The sequence below is a fragment of the Acinetobacter brisouioides genome (assembly GCF_004331075.1).
Taxonomy (GTDB): domain Bacteria; phylum Pseudomonadota; class Gammaproteobacteria; order Pseudomonadales; family Moraxellaceae; genus Acinetobacter.
On record NZ_SJNX01000007.1, the window covers coordinates 88,002 to 106,441 of the forward strand.

General features: G+C 43.4%; 14 protein-coding genes and 1 pseudogene. 9 read left to right on the forward strand and 6 right to left on the reverse strand.

Annotated features, from left to right (window positions below; translation table 11 throughout):
* Positions 1-7: 7 nt before the first annotated feature.
* Both E0H77_RS10645 and miaB read right to left on the reverse strand, forming a co-directional pair.
* Positions 8-1,090 carry a PhoH family protein gene (locus E0H77_RS10645; RefSeq protein ID WP_131377848.1) on the reverse strand — a complete coding sequence of 361 codons (1,083 nt, stop codon included), beginning with the start codon at positions 1,088-1,090 and terminating at the stop codon, positions 8-10.
* 39 nt (positions 1,091-1,129) lie between these two features.
* On the reverse strand, positions 1,130-2,587 hold the full coding sequence (miaB, locus tag E0H77_RS10650; protein WP_131377850.1) for a tRNA (N6-isopentenyl adenosine(37)-C2)-methylthiotransferase MiaB: 1,458 nt from the start codon (positions 2,585-2,587) through the stop codon (positions 1,130-1,132).
* A 254-nt stretch (positions 2,588-2,841) separates the two neighbouring features.
* Between miaB and E0H77_RS10655 the strand changes: the two genes are divergently transcribed.
* The 4 genes from E0H77_RS10655 (at position 2,842) to E0H77_RS10670 (ending at position 7,166) form a co-directional block, all read left to right on the forward strand.
* On the forward strand, positions 2,842-4,812 hold the full coding sequence (locus tag E0H77_RS10655) for a lytic transglycosylase domain-containing protein (protein ID WP_131377852.1): 1,971 nt from the start codon (positions 2,842-2,844) through the stop codon (positions 4,810-4,812).
* A 31-nt stretch (positions 4,813-4,843) separates the two neighbouring features.
* Entirely contained in the window at positions 4,844-5,506 is a 663-nt protein-coding gene (locus E0H77_RS10660; RefSeq protein WP_131377854.1) for a ribonuclease T2 family protein, read from the forward strand.
* Between the two features lie 269 nt (positions 5,507-5,775).
* Positions 5,776-6,762 carry a malate dehydrogenase gene (locus E0H77_RS10665; RefSeq protein WP_131312585.1) on the forward strand — a complete coding sequence of 329 codons (987 nt, stop codon included), beginning with the start codon at positions 5,776-5,778 and terminating at the stop codon, positions 6,760-6,762.
* Between the two features lie 152 nt (positions 6,763-6,914).
* Positions 6,915-7,166, forward strand: coding sequence for a DUF2789 family protein (locus E0H77_RS10670; protein ID WP_131377856.1), 252 nt, complete (start codon positions 6,915-6,917; stop codon positions 7,164-7,166).
* 48 nt (positions 7,167-7,214) lie between these two features.
* Here the strand turns inward: E0H77_RS10670 and E0H77_RS10675 are convergent, their stop codons facing one another.
* Both E0H77_RS10675 and E0H77_RS10680 read right to left on the reverse strand, forming a co-directional pair.
* Complete coding sequence (locus E0H77_RS10675; protein WP_131377858.1) at positions 7,215-7,742, reverse strand: hypothetical protein; 528 nt, start codon at positions 7,740-7,742, stop codon at positions 7,215-7,217.
* A gap of 80 nt (positions 7,743-7,822) precedes the next feature.
* Positions 7,823-8,428: a 2OG-Fe(II) oxygenase gene (locus E0H77_RS10680; protein WP_228258330.1), complete on the reverse strand. Its 606-nt coding sequence runs from the start codon at positions 8,426-8,428 to the stop codon at positions 7,823-7,825.
* Between the two features lie 115 nt (positions 8,429-8,543).
* Between E0H77_RS10680 and E0H77_RS10685 the strand changes: the two genes are divergently transcribed.
* The 4 genes and pseudogenes from E0H77_RS10685 to E0H77_RS10700 form a co-directional block, all read left to right on the forward strand.
* On the forward strand, positions 8,544-9,401 hold the full coding sequence (locus tag E0H77_RS10685) for a 23S rRNA (adenine(2030)-N(6))-methyltransferase RlmJ (RefSeq protein ID WP_131377862.1): 858 nt from the start codon (positions 8,544-8,546) through the stop codon (positions 9,399-9,401).
* Between the two features lie 39 nt (positions 9,402-9,440).
* The gene (gene pssA / locus E0H77_RS10690) at positions 9,441-10,256 is read left to right on the forward strand and encodes a CDP-diacylglycerol--serine O-phosphatidyltransferase (protein ID WP_131377864.1); all 816 of its coding nucleotides are present in this window, start codon (positions 9,441-9,443) and stop codon (positions 10,254-10,256) included.
* A 30-nt stretch (positions 10,257-10,286) separates the two neighbouring features.
* Positions 10,287-11,351: a DUF6670 family protein gene (locus tag E0H77_RS10695; RefSeq protein ID WP_131377866.1), complete on the forward strand. Its 1,065-nt coding sequence runs from the start codon at positions 10,287-10,289 to the stop codon at positions 11,349-11,351.
* A gap of 296 nt (positions 11,352-11,647) precedes the next feature.
* Positions 11,648-11,896, forward strand: a pseudogene (locus E0H77_RS10700) (ISNCY family transposase); the annotation flags it as partial.
* 324 nt (positions 11,897-12,220) lie between these two features.
* Here the strand turns inward: E0H77_RS10700 and E0H77_RS10710 are convergent.
* The gene (locus E0H77_RS10710) at positions 12,221-13,144 is read right to left on the reverse strand and encodes a response regulator transcription factor (protein WP_131377868.1); all 924 of its coding nucleotides are present in this window, start codon (positions 13,142-13,144) and stop codon (positions 12,221-12,223) included.
* Positions 13,137-16,604, reverse strand: coding sequence for a hybrid sensor histidine kinase/response regulator (locus tag E0H77_RS10715; RefSeq protein WP_131377870.1), 3,468 nt, complete (start codon positions 16,602-16,604; stop codon positions 13,137-13,139). Before E0H77_RS10715 ends, E0H77_RS10710 begins: the two co-directional genes overlap by 8 nt.
* Positions 16,605-16,780: 176 nt before the next feature.
* Here E0H77_RS10715 and E0H77_RS10720 point away from each other — a divergent pair, with 176 nt between their 5' ends.
* Positions 16,781-18,400 carry a purine-cytosine permease family protein gene (locus E0H77_RS10720; protein ID WP_131377872.1) on the forward strand — a complete coding sequence of 540 codons (1,620 nt, stop codon included), beginning with the start codon at positions 16,781-16,783 and terminating at the stop codon, positions 18,398-18,400.
* Positions 18,401-18,440: the final 40 nt, after the last annotated feature.

The window sequence follows — 18,440 nt, forward strand, 5'->3', positions numbered from 1 at the left end:
TGTATCCTTAAGCGTCCTGATGCTGAGCATCTGCTGCTACATCATTTTCCTGAACTAAGGCTTCATGGCGTGCTTTGCGTGTAGCACGCTCTTCAGCACCAATTCGGTGTTGCTCACTGTCCCAACCTTCATAGGCCTCGACAATTTTTTGTACTAGCTGATGACGCACCACATCACGTGAGTGGAAGCGGGTAATATGAATTTCGGTCACAGGTTCAAGTACACGTAAAGCATGGGCTAAACCTGACTGCTGACCTCGTGGTAAATCAACTTGTGTAATATCGCCGGTAATGACTGCACGTGAACCAAAACCTAAACGGGTGAGGAACATTTTCATTTGTTCTGGCGTGGTATTTTGTGCTTCATCCAAAATTACAAAAGAGTGATTTAAAGTACGACCACGCATATATGCCAAAGGCGCAACTTCAATCACTTGACGTTCAATCAGTTTCGCTACCTTTTCAAAACCAAGCATTTCATATAATGCATCGTAGAGTGGACGTAAATACGGGTCAATTTTCTGGCTTAAGTCACCAGGGAGGAAGCCCAGTTTTTCACCTGCTTCAACCGCAGGGCGAACCAGTAAAATACGCTGGATTTCATTGCGTTCCAACATGTCGACAGCTGCGGCAACTGCTAAATAGGTTTTACCTGTTCCAGCAGGGCCAATACCAAAGGAAATGTCACTTTGCAAAATGCGTTGTACATAGCGTTTCTGGTTTGCACCACGTGGATTAATCCGTCCTTTTCGTGTTTGCAACCAGATGCTGTCCAACCCCGTATGTTCCTGACCCTCGTCATTCATGAGATCACGCTCGGTCTGGCTACCTTGAATCATCATGTGTAACTGATCTGCACTTACTTGAGAGGACAGCTCTGCTTCTTCATGCAGTCGCTGAAGTAGAGTTTCTGCTCTCTCCACCGCCTCAATATCCCCATCGATATAGAAAACATCACCTCGATGAGTAATTTGCACATCTAAACGTTGTTCGATTTGTTTCAAGTGAGCGTTATAAGCACCCAGCATGCTTTTTAAACGCTCCATTGAAATACCCGGAAAAGATACTGTACGTCGGATCGCTGCAGTCAAGACAATTCCTTTAAGTGTTGTTTAGTCTATAGCCCTACATTACGCCACGTCAGGCTCAAGATTCAAGAGCTCTCCATAGACTAAATTTAAAGTTTTGATGTCAGTAATCTCGATTTCTGCAAAACGACCCAGCCATGCTGCGTCACCAATAAAAGTGACTAAGCGGGTATTGTCTGCCGTGCCAACTAACAGGTTTGGATCTTTCTCTGAAACATTTTCGATCAGGACACGTTGAACAGTACTCAGCATGGCATCAGTTTTGTCAATACTGGATTGCTTAATGACTTTTTGTACCTGTGCTAGGCGCTCTTTTTTCACGTCTTCAGGGGTCGTGTCTTCAAGCTCTGAAGCAGGCGTGCCTGGGCGTTTAGAGTAAATAAAGCTATAAGAATGATCGAAATCTAAATCTTTAATGAACTGCAAAGTTTCTGCAAAATTTTTATCAGTTTCGCCAGGGAAACCAATAATAAAGTCACTCGATAAGTGCATGTCTGGGCGGATTGCACGTAACTTTTCAATTTTATTGATATAAACATCAATCGTGTGGTTACGTTTCATTGCCTGTAACACGGCATTTGAACCGCTTTGTACAGGTAAGTGTAAATGCGACACCATTTGCGGTAAGTCGCGGTAGCATTGAATCAGGTCATCCGAAAATTCAAGTGGATGCGATGTGGTGTAGCGTAAACGGCCAATACCCGGGATTTCTGAGACCAAACGCAACAAGTCTGCAAAAGTACAGATATTGCCATCGAAGGTTTCGCCACGATAACCATTGACGTTTTGTCCAAGCAGGCTGATTTCGCGTACGCCTTTTTCTGCAAGTCCTGCAATTTCAGCCAAGACATCATCCAGTGGACGCGAAACTTCTTCACCACGGGTATACGGTACAACACAGAATGAACAGTATTTTGAGCAGCCTTCCATAATTGAAACAAAGGCTTTGTAACCTTCAACACGCGGTTCAGGCAAGAAGTCAAATTTTTCAATATCAGGGAATGAAATATCGACCAGTTTAATTTTGTCTTGCTTTGGCTTTTCAATCTGTTCTTGGTGTCGATCCAGCATTTGAGGTAAACGGTGCAGAGTTTGCGGTCCAAAAACCATATCGACATACGGCGCACGTTTTTGGATGTTGTCACCTTCCTGTGATGCGACACAGCCACCGACACCAATAATCAGGTCAGGATTTTTTTCTTTGAGTTTGCGCCAGCGTCCGAGTTCACTGAATACTTTTTCCTGTGCTTTTTCACGAATCGAACAGGTGTTCATCAGTAAAATATCGGCATCTTTTGGGTCGTTGGTGAGCTCGTAACCATGTGAGTCGCCGAGCAAGTCTGCCATACGGTGACTGTCATATTCATTCATTTGACACCCTTGAGTTTCAATGTACAGTTTTTTGACTGTGGCTGAAACGTCAGAGGTGTGCAAAGGCTGGGTGACAGTGTTTTCTGAGGCAGCTTCGGCACGTGCTGGAATGAAGGTCTGAACCGTCATGTAGGCTCCTGAAAAATAGGGCTAAGTGCTCAGATGCTGAGAAGCATGATGCTGAAACACTTTGGCAGAGAATAAAAGGAGCAGCATTTTAGCATTTTTTGTTTTGAAGCTATAGCTCTTTTACTTTTTCCCAATCGGCGTGAAATTGCTGATTCTTTGTGCAAAATGATTACATAACATAACAACAACAATGCATGTATTAACATTAAACTGAGGGCAAAAATTGCAGGGCAAGCGAAGGTGTATTCGGCTATATGAACAGATTGCGGGTTTTATGTGCAACAACATATCAATTTTACGGTCGTTTACTTGCCTTGGGCTGTGTTTTGGGAACAAGTTGTGCCGCATCTGCTGCCGAAGAGCAGTTTAATGATGCGTTACGAGCAGCCAGCTCAGGAAATACCGCATTATTAGATCAGTATTCTGCCAGTATGCAGCAAGATAGCTTGGGATATTATCCTGAATATTGGAAGCTTAACATGAGCTTGGGTTATCAGCCTTCAGGTAATATTATCGACTTTGCCAAACGTTACCCACAGTCAGCGATGGCTGAAAAGCTTGCCGCAGATTATGTCGAAGAAAAAGTTAAACAAGCTGATTATAACAATGCTCGACCTGTTGTTCCTTATGTGACTAATCCTGATCAGGCAGAAAGCTGTGCGGTTGCACAGGTACGTGCTAAGTCAGATGATCCACTGGTTTTTGCTGAATTTAGAGATCTTTGGTTGAATACAGGTAATTTATCTGAATCTTGTCAGGGGCTTGGTCGAATGATGTTGACTAGTCCCTTAATCAGCATCCAAGATAAGCAGCAGCGTTTATGGGGTGAATTACGTGCTGGACAAATAGGCACGGCGCAAGCGACAGCGAACGCTATGGGTTTGAATCTGTCCTTGGCACAGTTGAACCAAATTCAAAGTAACCCGTTAAATTATTTATGGTCAGCACCTAGAAACAATGATGCAGACTATGCCTATCTGATTTTTGCGCTTGCCCGTTTGACCGAGACCGATCTGGATTCGGGTTTAAGTGCTACCAATCGTGCTGCGGAAAATGTGCCTGAGGCTGTACAGAAATATTTGTATCGTACAGTGGCTTATATTGGTGGAACCACAGTACTCAAAAATAATTTTAACCGTATTGTATTGAACTATTTTGATGCCAGTTATGGTGGTTTGCCATTTAGCCCAGAAGAAGCTGAAGTCTATGCGCGCCAAGCGGTACGTTTTGGTGCTTGGGACAGTGTGATGCGTGCCATTGGCAGTATGACAATCACTCAGCAGCAGGAAGATCGTTGGCAGTACTGGTTAGCTCGTGCTTATGAGCAACGTGGCGATGCTAATTCGAAACGGATTGCGATGGGAATTTATCAGCATTTGGCGCAAAGTGGTGATGATTATCATAACCTGTTAGCGCAAGAGCGTTTAGGTAAAAATTATAACAAACGTGAACAAGCTCAAGCTTTAAGCCGTGATTTTCAACGTTTAGATCAAGATATTCATTTTCGCCGTGCATTTACCCTGAAAAAAATTAATGCACCCGACAGTTATACTAATCGCGAATGGAACTGGGCGGTACGTCAGGCATACTTGCGTGAAGATGACGGATTGTTACTGGCTGCGGCTCAGCGTGCTGCCGATATGGGGTGGTATGATCGGGCAATTTATGCTGCCAACCACACAGTGAAGAAACATAATGACAGTTTGAGCTATTTAACACCGCATCAGAATACCGTGCTGAGTTATAGCCAAAATGTCAACTTAGACCCTGCATGGGCTTATGGTTTAATGCGTCAGGAAAGTCGTTTTGTGACTCATGCACGTTCCAATGTTGGAGCGGGAGGCTTAATGCAAATTATGCCTACAACTGCGAAACAAGTCGCAAAACAAATGGGGGAAACGTATAATCCAGCAGTATTAACGGACATGAATACCAATATTCGTTATGGCACATATTATTTGTCGATGATTCAAGGGCAGCTCAATGGCAATGCGGTCTTGGCGACAGCGGGTTATAATGCTGGCCCAAATCGGGCACGCCGTTGGCAAGCCAACACGGGGGCAATCGCTGCGGATCAATATGTGGAAAGTATTCCGTTATCGGAAACACGTGATTATGTGAAAAATGTGATGACCAATGCAACGCATTACGGCGCAGTGCTCGGTCAGGGAATACAAAATATTGGTAAATGGATGCGTGCTATTCCAGCACGTATAGAGCAATAAATCTGAGAGATGTAAGATTTTGGTTTTCTACATGGCTAAACAAGGATGTCTAGAGCATTCAGCTTCTCTAATTGTAAATTTATTGATCGCTATTGGTTTTTGGATTACTTTCTCTCCAGTTCATGCACAGCCAAGCCAAAGCCGAGGCTACATTTTACATGTTCAAATGACACCTGCGGTTTGTGCGTTTGACCCGAATCGTAAAAAGCAGCGCAAATGTTTAGAGGGTTATGCCCTGACAGTTGCAGGTTTGGTTCCTGAAGGTCGTTATACTGGGTGTGAAACCAGTAGTTCGGCAATTTTACCACCGCTACAAGCTAAAGTTGTTGCACGTATTATTCCTGATGAAGTGTCACGTATTCAGCTTTGGCATAGTGTTGGTGACTGTGTATCTATGTCTGCTGTACAGTATTTTAGAACAATTATTAACTATGCCCAACGCTTAAAAATTCCTGCTGTTCTAACTGACGCCTCATCACATACGATTCAGCGTCAAACCTTATTGGCGCAGTTTTTGAAACTCAATTCAGGGTTACCCGCCGATGGTATTGAATTTTCCTGTCAAAATAATCGTGGGACAACATTATTGACCCATGTGAGTGTTTGTTATAACAGCAATGGTTCTTACAAGACATGTGTCAGTCATGAACTGTCTAATTGCCCGAAAAATTTCACTATTCAAGGGACGTATTAGGAATGGTTATGTTTTTTGATCTTGAGCTCATTTGATCCTCTTAAAAAAATTAAAATATTCGTCAGATACCTTTAGATTTTTGTTTTGAGTAAATTTAGCTATTAATAAGCCTAATTTTGTTTAAATTTTCTATCAGACTTTTGTTGCAAATTATTCTATTTTTTATGCAGGGCTCGCAAGATTGGAGTACAATAATTGCCGTTTATGATTAACGATTAAATGGAAAAACTGTTTAATCATATCAACGATCCTCAATTGGAGATAATTACATGAAGCAACCCGTTCGTGTTGCCGTTACTGGCGCTGCAGGTCAAATTGGTTATAGCTTGTTATTCCGTATTGCAAGCGGTGAAATGTTAGGGAAAGACCAACCAGTTATTTTACAGTTGCTTGAAATTCCAGTTGAGAAAGCTCAACAAGCGCTTAAAGGCGTGATGATGGAACTTGATGACTGTGCGTTCCCATTATTGGCAGGCATGATCGGTACTGATGATCCAAAAGTTGCATTTAAAGATGCTGACTATGCATTATTAGTTGGTTCACGTCCACGTGGTCCTGGTATGGAACGTGCTGACTTACTAAAAGTAAATGGCGAAATCTTTATTGGTCAAGGTCAAGCACTGAATGAAGTTGCGAGCCGTGATGTTAAAGTGCTTGTTGTAGGTAACCCTGCTAACACTAACGCTTACATCGCAATGAAATCTGCTCCAGATCTTCCAGCGAAAAACTTCACAGCAATGTTGCGTCTTGACCACAACCGTGCGTTGACTCAACTTGCTCAAAAAGCTGGTGTTGCTGTAGCTGACATCGAAAACATGACAGTTTGGGGTAACCACTCTCCAACAATGTACGCTGACTACCGTTTTGCAAATGTAAACGGCGAAAGCTTAAAAGACAAAATCAACGATGCAGCATGGAATAAAGACGTATTCCTTCCTACAGTTGGTAAACGTGGTGCTGCGATCATCGAAGCACGTGGTTTGTCTTCTGCTGCTTCTGCTGCAAATGCTGCAATCGACCATATGCATGACTGGGCGCTTGGTACAAACGGCCAATGGGTAACTATGGGTATTCCTTCTGACGGTTCTTATGGTATCCCTGAAGGCGTAATGTTTGGTTTCCCTGTAACAACTGAAAACGGTGAATACAAAATCGTTCAAGGTTTGGAAATTGATGAATTCAGCCGTGAACGTATCAACTTTACGCTGAACGAACTTGAAGAAGAGCGCGCAGCAATTGCTGATATGCTTAAATAATTAAAAATTTAATCTGTCAAAGATTAAGTTTGAAAAAGCACTCCATTTTAGGGGTGCTTTTTTTATGGCTTTACACGAATTCAACTGAGTATCGCTCAACAAAAGTGCGGTAATTCCTTAGACTAAAAGTATGTCGCTCTGGAGAATAAAAAATGTTTGAACAACAACCAACACTACAATTATTGTTTCAACAACTCGGCTTGGCTGCAGAAGCAGAAGCGATAGAGGAGTTTGTTACAACACATCAACTGGCACACAATGTTGATCTAGCAGATGCTGCATTTTGGAGTGCATCGCAACGCGAGTTTTTACAGCATCGTTGCGATCAGGATGATGAATGGGCAATTGTTGTCGATGAACTCAATGAACTGTTACATACAGATGCTCAATATCCTTTGTCTTGATATCGACAACCAAAAAACCTCTATGCTTTGATATAGAGGTTTTTTTATTTAATGGAACTGCTTTTTAATCAATTCTATAAACCAAATTTCCTGACGCAGTGGCTTAAACGCTGGATGTGTGTGCAGAAGCTCATGATCATATTCAGAACTAACAACATACTTACGTAGCCAGTGTTTGGTGAGAGCCTGTTCTTTTTTCACCATTGAGGCATATGCCAAGAAGAAATATAAATCGCCGTAGGGTAGGTGTGATAATGGTTTTAAAATTTGCTGGGTAATCAGTGCGAATTTATTATCCTGACTTAGCTCAAAATAAATCATATATGCTTTGGCAAGCTGTAAAGATAAATCCACATACAATTGGATCGAAATTTCTTCAAATTCAATTCGAGCCTGCTCTAGAATGGCTAGAGCTTCATGTAAAAAATACAGACGTTCTTGGCGATTGTTGCTGAACGTTACCAACTGCAAGCGTAAATTACCGCGTTCCAAAGCCAGCTCTGGGCTATTGGCGTCTAAATAAAGTTGATCAGTTTCCCCGATCCGCGCAATAATCTCTTGGCTATTATTCAACATACTTCAATCCTCAATCGCTTATTTGCAGTATATGCGGATATCTAGACACTTTTAAAGTGAGAAAATATTAACTGTGGTGACTATAACCAAATTGAGTGATTGCTACGCATCCATGCTGTAATTGACAAACGCTGCTGCTTCGCCGCCAAGACTTCATGTAATAAATCACTTTGAAAAAGTGCAATACGATTCGGCTTAGGTTCTAAAATATGCCAGTTTTGCTGTTTATCTTGCAGGCATAACTGCCCACCCCAGTCTTCATGCCATTCTGGATGTAAGTACAATACCGCCGAAATCATACGATCATTCTTTTTCTGAGGGTTGTCACGGTGTAGGGCATAAAATTCACCTGCGTTATAACAGGCAAAGTGCGCTTCCACTTCACGAATCCCGAAGAAAAATGCCTGATTGAGTTCCTGAGCCAGATGCATCAGTGTTGTGACGTGTTGTTCAGCAATCGGTAAATTATCATTGATCCATAAAATATGATCACTACGAATTTTGCTGACTACACCATTTTGAATGGCAGCATCCCGAAATTCGTTTAAATGGTGCATACATTCCTGATGGACTGACTGTAAATATTCTTCAGAATACGCCTGATCAATCACACTGAATCCAGTGTTATCCAAATCATTGATAATTTTATTAATATCCCAAAGGTTTGATAAAGTTTCAGCCATAATTCTCCAAAAAATCTAATCATATAAAAAAGCTGAGCCATTTTAGAACAAGTGCCCAATCCGCATCGATGTTTTTTTCATGTTAAGATAGCTGTTGATTTTAGGAATTGATAGAAACATGAATTATCGTCACCATTTTCATGCTGGCAACTTCGCGGATGTCATGAAGCATGTACTTTTGCTACAACTTCTGACGCGCCTGAATGCAAAAGATAAACCTTATCGTTATATTGATACGCATGGCGGTGCGGGGAAATATGACTTGTCAGAAGCACCTGCACAAAAGTCAGGGGAATACCTCTCAGGCATTCATCGTTTGATGCAATTGCCCTCGATTCAAAAACGACAAGCTCCTGAAGCTGTGCAACAGTATTTGAATCTGGTTGAAAGCATGCGTGCTGAAGACGGGCGTGGTGCTTACCCAGGTTCACCATGGTTTGCCTTGCAAGGTATGCGTGACATCGACAAAGCCACCATTTTTGAAATGCAACGAGATGTGTTTCAGCAATTACGCGACAATATTCGTGACAAACGTGCAGGCTTGCATGAGCGTGACGCTTATGAAGGGTTGCTGGGTGTGATTCCACCGAAAGAAAAACGTGGTTTGGTGATGATTGACCCACCTTATGAATTAGAACGTAAGGATTTTCCTCAATTGGTTGAGCTGTTGGTGAGTGCCTATAAAAAATGGCCAACAGGCGTGTTTGCAGTATGGTACCCAATTAAAGATCGCCCAATGATTGAGCGTTTTGAGAAAAAAATGAGCAAAACGGGTATTCGTCGCCAGTTGGTATGTGAAATCTGCGTTTGGCCAGATGATACACCTGTTGGCTTGAATGGTTGTGGTATGTTGATTATTAACCCACCTTGGCAGTTTGCTGAACAGGCCGATCAGGCATTACATTGGTTATTCCCGCATTTGCGCATGCAAGAGAACTCAGGTTCGGTTGCAGTCAAATGGCTAGTGGGTGAATAATACATACGGTTTTAATTAAAATACTGGGGAAGCAACAACATGACCAATGTGCCCAAACACAACGGAGATTGTTCAGATGATGCTTATGATGGGCTAACATTTGAAGTCATCGAAGAAGAGCATACGCACGAAGGACAACGCATCAAGCGACGCGGGATTTATTTATGGCCTAACCTGATTACAACTGCAGCATTATTGTCTGGTTTTTATTCGATTATTTCGAGTATGGATGGGCAATATGTACATGCGATTTATGCCATATTTCTTGCAGCATTGTTTGATGGGCTTGATGGTCGTGTGGCGCGGGCAATTGGTGCACAAAGTGCTTTTGGTGAGCAATTTGACTCACTTTCTGATTTGATCGCTTTTGGTCTTGCTCCTGCAATTTTGATGTATAGCTGGAGTTTGCACGGCTTGGGGCGTATTGGTTTGGCTTGTTGTTTTGTTTATACCGCGTGTGCTGCCTTTCGTCTGGCACGTTTCAATGTGCAAATCGGCGTGGTGGACAAGCGTTACTTTATTGGTGTTGCTAGCCCTTTAGCTGCAATTTTAGTGATCTGCTTGGTCTGGGTCAGTCGTGATTATTCATATGTCTTTCATGTCAAAGAATTATCTACCCAAGTCGGATATGCGATTTTTATGGTTGTCGTTGGCTTGCTGATGATTTCCAATATGAAGTATTACTCGTTTAAACAAATGGACCGTAAACGTGTGCCTTTTGTAGTGATGTTGCCTGTAGTACTGATTTTGGCGGCAATGACCTATAACATTCCTATGGGTATATTGGTGGTTGCAAGTATTTACGCGCTTTCAGGGATTGTGACTACTTTTTTAGCTAGGAAAAAAGTAACATAAAAAATAAACGCTGAGCTCAAGGGGGTTGTAATGAAGTGGAACAGTTTTTCCAAATCTGCCAAACAACCTCCAAATCTTGCTAAATTACAATGGTTGCCAAACGTCCAATATAAAACACTACATTATGGTTTGGTTTTTCTCAATTTGCCTGCGCCACTCTATTATTTAAACTTTTTAACCCTGCTTGGCATTCCAAATATTCCCGTTCTCTATAATCCATCTGAAATTGCCACGACAGAGCTAGACACGGCTTTGGTTTTTAATTCTTCTAGTTTGAATCATTTAAGTTGTTTGCATAGCTATTCAATTCAGGATAACTGTGGGCAGACGCCGGAATTTCTGTATTTTGCACAAGATATAAAAATCATTAAAAGTTTGACTGGTTTTCAGTTTATCCAGAAAAATAGCGAATTACAGTTTGAATTAAACATTCAGTTATGCTCGCCTAAATATAAAAATCATCTATTAAATTTAGGTATTGCAGAACAGTGGCTTTGTCCTATTCATATGCAAGGAACATTAACCCATAAACAGCAACGTTATCAGCTTCAGAGTGCTGGGGTGTGGAGTTATGCCCGCACAGTTCAGCTGCCATTCTGGAACTGGCATTTTTATACACGGCAAATCATACAGGTCGAACAATGGCAGTTGATTTTTTATCAAGTCCGTAACCGATTTAACCAGATTATGCACAGTAAGCTGATTGTTTTTGATTTACAACAGCAAAAAACACAGGTCTATACGAGAGATGTGGAATTTGAAATTACCAGAGTCTATCCTAAAGTTATGACCCCAAATGGCCTAAACATGTATCTGCCACGCGAATTTTCATGGCATTTAGAACATTCCCAAATTCAATTGCAGCTCTTTGCAACGGCACGAGGCGATTATAAGTTTGGATTTGGTGCTGGGTATGTTGGCAGTTTTAGTTATCAGCTCAGATTTAATCAAAAAAACTACCAGTCTGATGCAGGTTATTGTGAATATGTTGATTGCCGTGCATTGAAATGGCAAGAAATAGACCGACCTGAAAAAGAATTTTTGTTTCATTTGGTACAAAATTTAACCTCACAGCCTCTAAAAACACCTAAATAGCCTATAAATTAATCGAATGGATTGAATGAACAAAAAAAGGTATTGCGTTAGTTATGTTATGGTCTATAATGCGTATCCATTGGCGGTGATGTTGATAAAAACTTGTTGAGAAACAAGGGCTTAGTTAAAGTAATTGAGTTCTTGGGTAGATTGGTGGGTTTTAAAATAAATTAACATTGCAGTTGACTTTCTTGAGAAAGAGAGTAACATAGCCGACCTAGCTTGATGATGACGAATCATTGAGAAGATCATTAAGAGAATTGGAAGAACAACTTGTGTGGATTTTTATCAGTTGATCAGTCGAATACCAAGGTAGAAAAATCAGTTACAGCATCTTTGATAGATTAAGCCAGCTCAACCAACGAGAGATTGTTGAGAATAAACGATTAGGTGCTGTTCTCAATCATATTCAGCAACAGCATGAACTATTGGAACAACAAAACAAGCGGAATCGTTCTCAAAAGATGCCAAGCAGACGTGCACAGAAAACTGCAGTTCAACAACGAAATCTGAATCCTGTGCTTGACTTGGAAATATCTGTATAGGACATTTCTATTTGGTTTTAAGGTAGGACATTTCTACTTAGGAATAACAAAAAATGTTAGAACCCATTTAAAATTTTAAGACTTCTATCTCAATAACATTCATGGTTTTAAATGATTAAATATCAATGTTTTATATTTCATCATGGGCTAAATATAGAGTAGATATATAGAAGCCTTGAGCAATATTTCTCAAGCATCAGTAGCATGTCTACTCAAGGTCTACTTTTATCAAAAATATTGTAAATATTTATTTAGATCAAACAGTTGAAGATGACATTTCCGCGTATCCCATTTTTGAAATACACGCATCAAACGCGGATCAATCTACCCCTTATCCTGCACCAGACTATGCACATACGCCACCGCAGCCGTGCGGTTTTCCACTGCCAGTTTGGCAAACACATGTTCGAGGTGTTTATTTACGGTACGAGGACTCAGTGCCAAAATTTCCGCAATATCCTTATTGGTTTTTCCCAAAATCAGCCAGTGCATGACTTCTGCTTCACGCTGCGTCAGTTGCGGACAAAATTTCAGAATATCTGCCACGCTTAAAGTTGCTGTCGCCAGCTTAATTTGCACCAAATAATTTTGATTGCTGCGTTCAGCTTGCCACGGCGTCAGCAACAAAAGCTGTAAATTCTGGGTCGGTGTGGCATAGCTACAACTCATCAAACGCTTCGGGTCTTTATCCTGTTTTAGCTCGCTAAACCAGTGCTTGAGTCCCTGTTCGAAGCCAGCACTGTCAGGTAAACATTCTTGTAAAATCTGCTCGGCTTTTTGAGTTTGCCACAGCATTTTCCCTTCGGCATCCAGTGCCAGAATCGCAGTTTCAGTGGCATCAATTACCTGTTTTTGCTGCTGCAACAGTTTGGCATGAGTAAGATGTGTACGTACCCGCGCCAGCACTTCTTCGATATTTAACGGCTTGGTGACATAGTCCACACCCCCGACCTGAAAACCACGCACAATATGCTCGGTTTCCGACAGCCCTGTCATAAAAATCACGGGAATGAGCTGGGTAATCGGGCTGGCTTTGAGTTGCAGACAGCTTTCAAAACCATCCATATGCGGCATGTTGCCATCCAGCAAAATCATGTCAGGCTGACAGCGATGGGCTATTTCAATCGCACTTAAACCATCGGTGGTGACCAGTACTCGATAGCCTGCCTGATCAAGGCTTTCATGCAAAAGCCCCAAATTTTCGGGCACATCATCCACAATTAAAATCACCGCATCATGATTATTCATCAATGCTAAAGTCCTGAAGCTGCTGTTTGGCCATTTTGAGGTCAAATTTTTGCACAGATTGTGCCAACTGCAACCATAATTTTTGCTGTTCGGGAAAATCCTGCTGATACTGTTGCAGGGCTTGTTGTACCCCGCGAATATAGCCCTGACTCAAAACTTCCTGTAAATGTGCCAAGGCTTGTGGCAAGCTGTGTACCGAAGTCGCAGCTTGTGTTTCAGTGACTTTCTCTGAGTTTGATGATGCTGCTGGCTGAGTCGATTGCATTTGATTTGGCAAACTGGACTGCTGCGCTTGCTGCTCGGCATTCAGCCATGTTAAATCCAGTTTGTCGCCAATTTTGCTCAGCAATAAATTCAGATCAATCGGTTTTAGTAGAAAATCTTCTGTCTGTACAGCATCTTGTGGATTCACCGCACGTTCATTGGCATTAGCGGAAATAATTACAATCGGCACATTGGTAATATGGTTTTGGCGTAGCAAACGTGCGGTTTCCCAGCCACCCATCAACGGCATGGTCAAATCCATGAGAATCAAATCAGGCTGAAACATCGGTACTTGGCGTAGGCAATCAATCCCCGATTCAGCTTCTTGCAAGTCAAAACCGAGCGGGCGCAAAAAGTTCGCCACCAGACCGCGATCGACCGCTTCATTGTCTACCACCAAAATCCGTTTACGCTCACCAACATAACCCACAATCTGATTGCTATGCAGGTTACGAATCGGATGCACCAAATCTTTGGAGGGCAAATATAGCTTGATATGAAAGCTCGTGCCCCGATTCAGCTCACTACTCACCGTGAGTTGCCCGCCGAGCAAATCCACCAGTAATTTGACAATCGGTAGCCCCAGACCTGTTCCCAAAAAACCGCCCTGCACCACATTGCGTCCGCGCTCAAACGGGTTAAAAATGCGCTGCAAATCCTCTTCGGCAATGCCACAGCCCGTATCCTGAACGGTAAAGTAAGCTGTCTGAAAACGGTAATCCACTTGCAAGCGAATTTCACCTTTACGGGTAAATTTCAGGGCATTGCCCAAGACATTAATCAGCACCTGTTCCAAGCGTTTTTTGTCGCTGCGCACATATTGCGGCAGATGTTCACTGATTTCACAGACAAATTTCAGATGCTTCTGCTCAATCTGCGGCTGAAACATCTGCACAATTTGCTGAATAAAATCAGGGAAATGAATATCAACCATATTCAGGGAAATCTTGCCTGTTTCGATGCGTGCCAAATCCAGCAAACCATCAATCAATGAAGTCAGATGCTGCCCGCTACGGCTGATCACGCCGAGTGCCTTTTCGCCCTGTTCCGAGAGTTTTTCCTGTTTTTGCAATAACTGGCTATAGCCCAAAATACTGTTCAACGGTGTGCGCAGTTCATGGCTAATGCCAATCACATAACGGCTTTTGGCTTCGTTGGCTTTTTCCGCCTGAATCCGTGCATCCTGCAAATGCTGCGAAGTGACTTCATGCGCGGCTATTTCTTCGAGGAGCAGGCTATTTTGCTGCTCACTTTCCTGTTCGGCATTGCGGCGGCTTTCATCATTCAACACCAGCCACCACGCCGCTACACTAATCAAGAGAAACAGAATGCAGTAAATTTTCACAAACAGGGCAAACAGTTGCTGCTGCCCTGCTGCATGAATCGCTTCCAAGCTGCTTTTTTCCTGCAAATACACCAAGCTCAGACAGACCGCCAGTGCCAGTGCCAAACTCAGCATCACCAGTAAATACAGACTTAAGCGTGTATTCAGGCGTTGTGCCCAGCTACTCGGCAAGTAACGAACCAGCAGACTCTTCCATTGTTCCGACCAGCGCGCATGCGGTTTGCAACGGTCATGGCAACGCGCTTCCAGCGAGCAGCACAAGGAACAAATTTCCCCGCTATACGCAGGGCAACTTGCCATATCCGCCACTTCATATTCACGCTGACACACCACACAAGTTGCCACCGAGGTCATGGCTAAAGGTTCAGGCTGACGTGCAAGGTAATATTTCCCTCGGGTCAAATAGGCAATGATCGGCACGCTGAGCATCGCAGTACCCAGCGCAATAAAACTCGCCAAGCCTTTCGCCAGTTCCCCGAAAAATCCCAGATAACTCAGCATCGACAGCAAGGATGCCAACAGCAGCGCGCCCACCCCGACAGGGTTAATGTCATATAAATAGGCACGGCGAAACTCGATGCCTTTCGGACTTAAACCGAGCGGTTTACAGATCATCAGGTCTGCCACCACCGCGCCCACCCACGCCAATGCAATATTACTGTACAGCCCCAAAATCTGCTCGACCGCATGGCTGATGCCCATTTCCATCAGCATAATCGCAATCAGGATATTGAAAATCAGCCAGACTATCCGCCCAGGGTGACTATGAGTTAAACGGGCAAAGAAATTCGACCATGCCAGCGAACCTGCATAGGCATTGGTCATGTTGATTTTGATTTGTGCCAAGCATACCAACAGCACTGTGAGCCAAAGCGCCACATCTGCCGAGGGAATGCCTTGCTGAAAGGCGAGCCAGTACAGATAGGTCGGATTACCGAGTTCAGTTTGCGGTACGGCATAGCGATAGGCCAAGACCATCAGCAACATGCCCATCAGGATTTTGACAAAACCAAAAATAATCCATGATGGCCCGCCCAAAAATACCGCCAGCAACCATGAACGTGGATGCTGCTCGCGCGGCGGCAAAAAGCGTAAATAGTCCGCCTGCTCGCCAATCTGAATCACAAACACAAATAGCAAGGTACAGGCTGCGCCAAAATACGACAGGTTAAATGCAGTTGAATGTGAGGTAACTCCAACAAACTGCATACTTTGTTCAAGCAGTTGCGGCTGTTTCCACCAGACAAAGATCCACGGCAGCAGCAGTAAAATCAGCCAGATCGGTTGGGTTATTGCCTGAACTTTATTGATAAACCCGACGCCTTTCACCACCAATGGTAAAATGATCAGTGCCGAAATTAGATAACCGATACTTTGCGGAATATGCAGCGCCAACTCTAACGCCATTGCCATAATTGCTGCTTCAAACGCCAGTAAAATAAAGGTAAAACTGGCGTAAATGACTGAGGTAATGGTCGAACCAAGATAACCAAAACCTGCCCCACGCGTCAGTAAATCCACATCTACATTGTACTTGGCGGCATAATAACTGATTGGCCAACTGGTCAGGAAAATCAGGCTACACACCACAATGGCTGCCAGCAGCGCATTGCTAAAACCATATTGCCACAGCATGGTCGCACCAATTGCTTCCATCGCCAGAAAGCTCACCGTTGACATGGCAGTATTGGTCACCATCCACGGCGACCATTTACGTACCGAGCGCGGTGCATAACGCAAGGCAAAATCTTCAATACTCTCATCCGCCACCCAAATGTTGTACTCACGGCGTGTTGGAATTACCCGTTGTGGTGCAGATGGTGGTGTGGATGATTTTGGCATGCAGCGAATTCCAACAAGGCGTAGGCAATAAATCTCTCATTGCACTTTGCCAAAATTTGCCGATTTTGACCATGTTTTTATCCTGCGCACAGATACGCAATATAACGTATTTGCGATTTTTCCCCTGCACGCCACACTGAATGCATCTCAAGAATTCAGCATTGATATCGGGGAGGATGGCGATTATGAGCGTATCTCAACATTCAGATGTAAACAGTCTACAAGGCAGCAGTGACAATCAAAAAGCGGTCAACGAAACTCTAGAAGACTATACCTTACGTTATGCACCACACAGTTTTCGGCGCTGGAGCCCGAAAGTGGTGGCGATTACTGCACTTGGCGGGATTGCTTACCTCGCGGATTTTTCGATTGGCGCAAGTATTGGCATGTCCTACGGCACCACCAATGCAGTGTTTTCGATTTTATTTGCAGCGATCATCATTTTCCTGACAGGCATTCCACTCGCCTACTACGCCGCACGTTATAACATCGACCTTGATCTGATTACCCGTGGTGCAGGCTTTGGCTACTTTGGCTCAGTACTGACCAGTATTATTTTTGCCAGTTTTACCTTCATTTTCTTTGCCTTAGAAGGTTCGATCATGGCGCAGGGCTTGCTGCTCGGGTTGGGTATTCCACTCTGGGCAGGCTATCTGATTTCAACATTTATGGTGATTCCACTGGTAATTTACGGCATGAAAGCCTTGAGTAAATTGCAGGTCTGGACTACGCCAGTCTGGTTAATCCTGATGGTTGGCCCTGTAGCATATCTCATCAACAAAGAGCCAAATCTGGTCGGTCAGTTTGCTCAATTTACGGGTCATGATGGTTTTGCCCCGATGGACATGGCAGCCATCATGCTCGGTGCGGGGGTATGTTTATCGCTGATCATGCAAATTGGTGAGCAAATTGACTATCTGCGCTTTATGCCAGCCAAAACCAAAGCCAACAGCAAACAATGGTGGGCAGCAGTGATTTCCGCAGGCCCGGGCTGGGTGATCTTGGGGGCGATCAAACAAGTCATCGGTGCATTTTTAGGATTTTATTTACTCACCAAAGTTCCAGGGGGCAACATAACCGAACCTGTACAACAGTTCAATGCAGCCTTCCATGACATGCTTCCAGGTTGGTTAGCACTCGCTTTGGCAGTGATTTTGGTGGTGATTTCACAAATCAAAATTAACGTGACCAATGCTTACTCAGGCTCTTTGGCATGGACCAGTGCCTACACCCGTATCAGCAAACATTATCCGGGACGTATCATCTTTGTCTTGGTGAATCTGGCAATTGCGCTGGCGCTGATGGAAGGCAACATGTTTGCGATGCTGGGTAAAATCTTGGGCTTCTATTCCAACTTTGCCATCGCTTGGGTGGTGGTGGTTGCAACCGACATTGCCATCAACAAATATGTGTTAAAACTTTCACCGAAAGAACCTGAATACCGCCGTGACATGCTCTATAACATCAACCCTGTGGGCATGGTGGCTTTCCTTGCCGCAGCAGGTCTATCCATCGCAGCATTCTTCGGATTGTTCGGCAGTTTCCTTGCAGCCTATTCACCTCTGATTGCACTGGTAGTCGCCTTTGTACTGACTCCAGTCATGGGCTTGGTGACTGGCGGGAAATACTATATCAAACAAGACTATGATGGGATTAAAGAGCCACGTTATGACGCAGAAGGTACGCCAGTGGCAACCGTATATAGCTGTGTGGTATGTGATGAAGCCTATGAACGCCCAGATGTGCTGTTCTCACACAAACATAGCGGCACTATCTGCTCACTATGTAAAACCTTAGACAAATAATAAAAGCATTCCAAGAAGACATTTTTACCCCCAGCGATGT